The organism is Mycobacterium sp., from assembly GCF_049802695.1.
Taxonomy (GTDB): domain Bacteria; phylum Actinomycetota; class Actinomycetes; order Mycobacteriales; family Mycobacteriaceae; genus Mycobacterium.
Genome location: NZ_JBARMY010000042.1, coordinates 1 through 4,212, shown reverse-complemented (window position 1 = coordinate 4,212; position 4,212 = coordinate 1). Strand labels below are relative to the sequence as shown.

Genomic DNA, 4,212 nt, shown 5'->3' with positions numbered 1-4,212 from the left:
GATCGGGCCGCCCAGCGTGACACCGTGCCGCACTCCGGCCAGCATCGTGACCTGATCCCGTTCAAACTTCATCCGGGCGCCGCGGCCATAGCCGAGACGGCGACGGGCCAACTGGTCGGCGATGCCGTCGGAGGTGATCGTTACCCCGGCGACCATGCCCTCGACCACGGCCACCAACGCGCGGCCGTGGGATTCACCAGCAGTGGTCCATCGCAACACGAGTCTCATCTTCCCATGGCCGACGTGGGAAGGGGAAAAGCGTCAGCGTGCGGTGCTGGGTACGGTCGTCGAGTGATGGCGATGCCAATGGTGGAGCTGTGATGTCGGCGCGTGAGGAGGTCCTGGGCTGGGGCCTCGTTGACTGGGTCGAACTGGATCGAATCCACACTGTTACGTGGCGCAAGAAAAACTCCGGTGAACCCTTGCCGGTCATCCAGAACAAGACGCTCGACCTGATCCACTCGTTGGTGAGCGACGGCCTGTTCGTATTGGGCGACGTAAAGCGAGATGTCGGCTTCATCGCCTTCGACACATCTCTCGAGCAGTCGATACAGCGAATACGAGACGTGTACGTAACGAATTTTCATGATGCGAACATTTGGATGTGGTTTTGCTGGCTGGCCGCCACCGAAGAAGGGTTGCAGGCGGCCAAAGCTCACGCTGCACGCCAACATTCGGCATAGGACAGGTCAGCAGAGCCGAGGACCTAAGTTCCCATCGTTGACTCGGTGACCTCGTGCACGTCAATCTGGGTGCGATTACTCGATGATGCCGATACCTGTGGTGGGGTTGTGATGTCCGCGCGTGACGAGGTCCTGCTGCGCGGTCTCATCGACTGGGTAGCTCTCTCGTCGGTCCACGGGGCAGTTGAACAGGAAAACTCAGGCGAGCCGTTAGCGGTCGTCCAAGACAAAGTCCTCGACCTGATCCGCTCTCTGGTGGTCGATGGCCTGTTCGAATTGGGTGATCTGGCAACCCGCAAACCATCGCTTTGGCGCTTGGGATGCTCCGCTCGATCAGTCCATCCAGCAGATTCGCGACGTGTATGTGAACCAATTCGATGACGACCCGGAGTGGTGGTTTTACTGCTGGCTGAATCCCACCGAAAAAGGGTTGAAGGCCGCGGAAGCCATTGAAGCAAGCCGAGATTCGGCTCAGGGCAACAGACACCCTGACGCGCTGACTCAATAGACCCTCCCATGCTCGCTCCGCATTGCACCGCTTTGGCGCCTGGGATGCCGCGCTCGATGAGTTCATTCAACGGATCCGCGACGTGTATGTAAACCACTTCGACGACGACCCAGAGTGGTGGTTTTTACTGCTGGCTGAGGATTACCGAAAGGACGGAAGCTTGCGGGGCTTTGTCGGAAGCGACTCCTCAGCGAGCCACCAGGTCAACGAATAACGCTCACGAATCCCCCACCACGGCCTGTGCTCGACAGTTCTGGTAAATATGTGTCTCGGCGAGCGTGAAGGTCTCTTCAGGTCGTCGAGCGGCGTTCGTCCGCATACCCGGCAGTACCCGGCGGGCCCTGCGTTTTCAGCCGCTGGACGGGCTATGGGCGCGTTCGATGTTTGGCCAACAGGGAACAGTAAAGATTCCAGTGAGGTCTGCCATCTCACGGGCCGGCATGGGGCGGGCGTCGGCGCCCGCGGCAATGGCCTGCTCGATAAGCGCACCGCCAGCAGCGGTATTGATGAACTAGTGGTTGAAATCGCAGTGCACCGTGCGTGTGTCGGCGTGCAGAGTGCCCGAGCAACGCGTCGCAATCATCCCGTAACGCCGGGATGTGTCGAGTCGGTGTGTGCGGCTGTCGTTGGCCCCGCTGTCACGCAAGACGCGGTCGGCATTGTCCAGCACCATGGTTTCGGGCACCGTGCCAGGCACGCGGTAGAGGGTTGAGGATTTCGCATCCGTCCCAGATCCGGCCCGCTGCCCAGTCCACACATCAGAACCCTGGTTACAGCCGAGACAGTGCTGAATCGCTTCGATGGGGCGGTAGCCGAGCGCATCGCTGCCTGAGTTGACTACGCGAACGCCTACAGTAACCTGAGCATAGGCGATCTCCTACCGTCGAAAGAACCCAGAATGGCTAAACTCCGCGTGCAACCTTTCGAGGATATGGGCGACCCTGCCATCCTGCTAAACGGAGATCAAGATGGAATACGCATGTTTCAGTCCGCGGTGCGATCGGCACATGAAGACGGTGCAGCAACCTTCGAATTCGACGGAATTAAACATCAGGTGGTGCGGCAAGAGGGTGCCGCCGATATAGAACTGGGTCCGCAAACCGTTGTCTGGCGGTTTGATGATGCCAAGCTGGTCGAGATGCTCGATTTGATGGTACCGATGGTAAATAGCAATAGGCCGGGTCATCAATATGTCGATGACCTGAAAAGTCCGGTTGAAGTACTTGTCTTGTCGCATGACGAATACAAAGGCCCGCTTAGTTACGGGGAATTCTCCCAACTTTACCCAGAGTCACGCTCTCCACGACCGCAGAGATCGACCGCTTCCAGCGTCGAAGCGGGCCGCGACGACGAGGCGCCTCAAGCCAAGCCGACGCCGGCACCGACACAGACGAAGCAGGCCGGCAACAAACGCGCATAGGAAGCGGCTGCTGAGCATGCGGCCGTCGTTCGCAACCGCGCCGAAGGTCGATTCGGAATGACGCTTGTGAGCTCCCCTTCAAGAATCGGACGGTCTGGGGGCACGATCGATGCTGGCCAACAACGAACGGTAGAGATCGTCGGTGAGGTCGGCCACCTCGCGGCCCAGCACGATGCCGACGTCGGCACCGATGAGAATGGCCTGCTCGATAAGCGCACCGCCCGCAGCGGTGTTGACCACGTAGTAGTGAAAGTGGCTGCGCACCTTGTGCGCGCCGGCACCCAGAGCGCCTGACGTACGCACGGCGATCACTCCGTAACGCGCTGGTGTGTCGACTCTGTGCGTGCGGATCTCGGTGGCGCCGCTGTCGCGCAAGATGCGGTCGGCGTTGTCCAACACCATTGGCTCAGGAATCGCGACGGGCACTCGGTAGAGCTTGAGGACCTCGCAGCCATCCCAGTCGTGACCGTCACCTAGCCGGCGCAACAGAATCCTCGTCGCGGGGGCGTCGCCGACGGTGCGCCCCACCCAACCGGGTGGCACCGTGAGATCCGGTAGCCAGAGCTGCAGGTGCGCCGGCGGCACGAGTGTCAGCCCTCTAGTGTGTCCGGCGATCACTTGTGCCAACGACGACACTGCGGTGGGGTTGGTGGGCGCAGTCATGTCAGCCCGGCGCTCACCCGAGACAAATAACGAGACCCGCTATCAGAAGCACGAGGATACCGTCGATTACGACGACTTCGCTGCCGGCAATTGGCATGGCGCTGCCCGGATCGAGATTGGGCATGTCGATAGGTGGGAGTAGGCCCGGGTCAGGCGGCGGGACATACGCGGGTGGAGGCGCGGGCATAGTGGCACCGGGGTACGGCGCCAATAGTGGGTTCTGCGGCCCTCCGGGCACCCCGGGAGCTAGCAGGTTCTGCATCCACGGCGGCAGCTTAGCGATGAGGGACGGATCGACTCCCCCCTTCATCGGGGGGAGATCGCCGATGGGAATTTGCTCCCACTCGGTGTTCTTTCCGGGGGGTTTGTAGTCCCAGTGCGGATTGTGGTCCGAATCCTCACCGTGGTATCTCCACTCGCCACCCTGGTCGTCCCAGAGATGCTCGCCGCCCTTGCGCCGTTCACTAGCTCGGCTTGGCGGTCCTGGTGTCAGGGGTCCTTCGACAGGAGGGTGAATGCCTTCGGGAGCCCGGCCTCGAACTGGCGGCGGAGGGGGCGGAGTCGGCTCTGGGTCTAGCGGCATGGGGGCAGGTGGTGCTTGTGGCGCCCCGCCCGGCCCGGTGCCGAGCATCTGTACGCCCGTCCCGCCGGCATCGGTGGATGGTGCCGGTGGGCCGCTTTGCGGGACCGGTGGGCTGGTCGGGTGGGGTGGGGCCGGCGGCGTCAGCAGCTGCGCTGATGGGGGTGGGGTGGGTGGCGTTTGCAAGGTGTCGATGGTGCCGGTTTGAAACAGGGCCTGCGACGGCGGGGCGGGTTCTGGTGGCGGCGGAGCCGGTGGCACGTAGCCCAGGGGTTGGGTGGCGGTGGCCAGCGTGGAGGTGGTGGTGGTGGTCAGCGGCATGGTCGAGACGGGGCCGCGCAGGGCGGCGGCGTTGAGC

General features: G+C 62.3%; 6 protein-coding genes and 1 pseudogene. 3 read left to right on the top strand and 4 right to left on the bottom strand.

Annotation, left to right across the window (positions count from 1 at the left end):
* Nucleotides 1–219, bottom strand: a 219-nt coding sequence (locus tag WA317_RS01650) for a chorismate synthase (protein WP_425171376.1), incomplete at its 3' end; no start/stop codon positions are given.
* 101 nt (nucleotides 220–320) lie between these two features.
* On the opposite strand from WA317_RS01650, the gene WA317_RS01645 reads away from it, so the two are divergent.
* The gene (locus WA317_RS01645; RefSeq protein ID WP_425171375.1) at nucleotides 321–683 is read left to right on the top strand and encodes a hypothetical protein; all 363 of its coding nucleotides are present in this window, start codon (nucleotides 321–323) and stop codon (nucleotides 681–683) included.
* Between the two features lie 280 nt (nucleotides 684–963).
* Entirely contained in the window at nucleotides 964–1,191 is a 228-nt protein-coding gene (locus WA317_RS01640) for a hypothetical protein (RefSeq protein ID WP_425171374.1), read from the top strand.
* 511 nt (nucleotides 1,192–1,702) lie between these two features.
* Here WA317_RS01640 and WA317_RS01635 read toward each other — a convergent pair.
* Nucleotides 1,703–1,888, bottom strand: a complete 186-nt coding sequence (locus tag WA317_RS01635; RefSeq protein WP_425171373.1) for a hypothetical protein — start codon at nucleotides 1,886–1,888, stop codon at nucleotides 1,703–1,705.
* 201 nt (nucleotides 1,889–2,089) lie between these two features.
* Here WA317_RS01635 and WA317_RS01630 point away from each other — a divergent pair, with 201 nt between their 5' ends.
* Complete coding sequence (locus tag WA317_RS01630; protein ID WP_425171372.1) at nucleotides 2,090–2,611, top strand: hypothetical protein; 522 nt, start codon at nucleotides 2,090–2,092, stop codon at nucleotides 2,609–2,611.
* Between the two features lie 78 nt (nucleotides 2,612–2,689).
* Here the strand turns inward: WA317_RS01630 and WA317_RS01625 are convergent, their stop codons facing one another.
* Together WA317_RS01625 and WA317_RS01620 are read right to left on the bottom strand one after the other, a co-directional pair.
* Nucleotides 2,690–3,274: a hypothetical protein gene (locus WA317_RS01625; RefSeq protein ID WP_425171371.1), complete on the bottom strand. Its 585-nt coding sequence runs from the start codon at nucleotides 3,272–3,274 to the stop codon at nucleotides 2,690–2,692.
* A gap of 13 nt (nucleotides 3,275–3,287) precedes the next feature.
* Nucleotides 3,288–4,212, bottom strand: a pseudogene (locus WA317_RS01620) (hypothetical protein); the annotation flags it as partial.

Coding starts and splice junctions, on each gene's coding strand:
- WA317_RS01630 (WP_425171372.1), top strand. CDS start 2,090: ATGGCTAAACTCCGCGTGCAACCTTTCGAGGATATGGGCGACCCTGCC.
- WA317_RS01645 (WP_425171375.1), top strand. CDS start 321: ATGTCGGCGCGTGAGGAGGTCCTGGGCTGGGGCCTCGTTGACTGGGTC.
- WA317_RS01625 (WP_425171371.1), bottom strand. CDS start 3,274: ATGACTGCGCCCACCAACCCCACCGCAGTGTCGTCGTTGGCACAAGTG.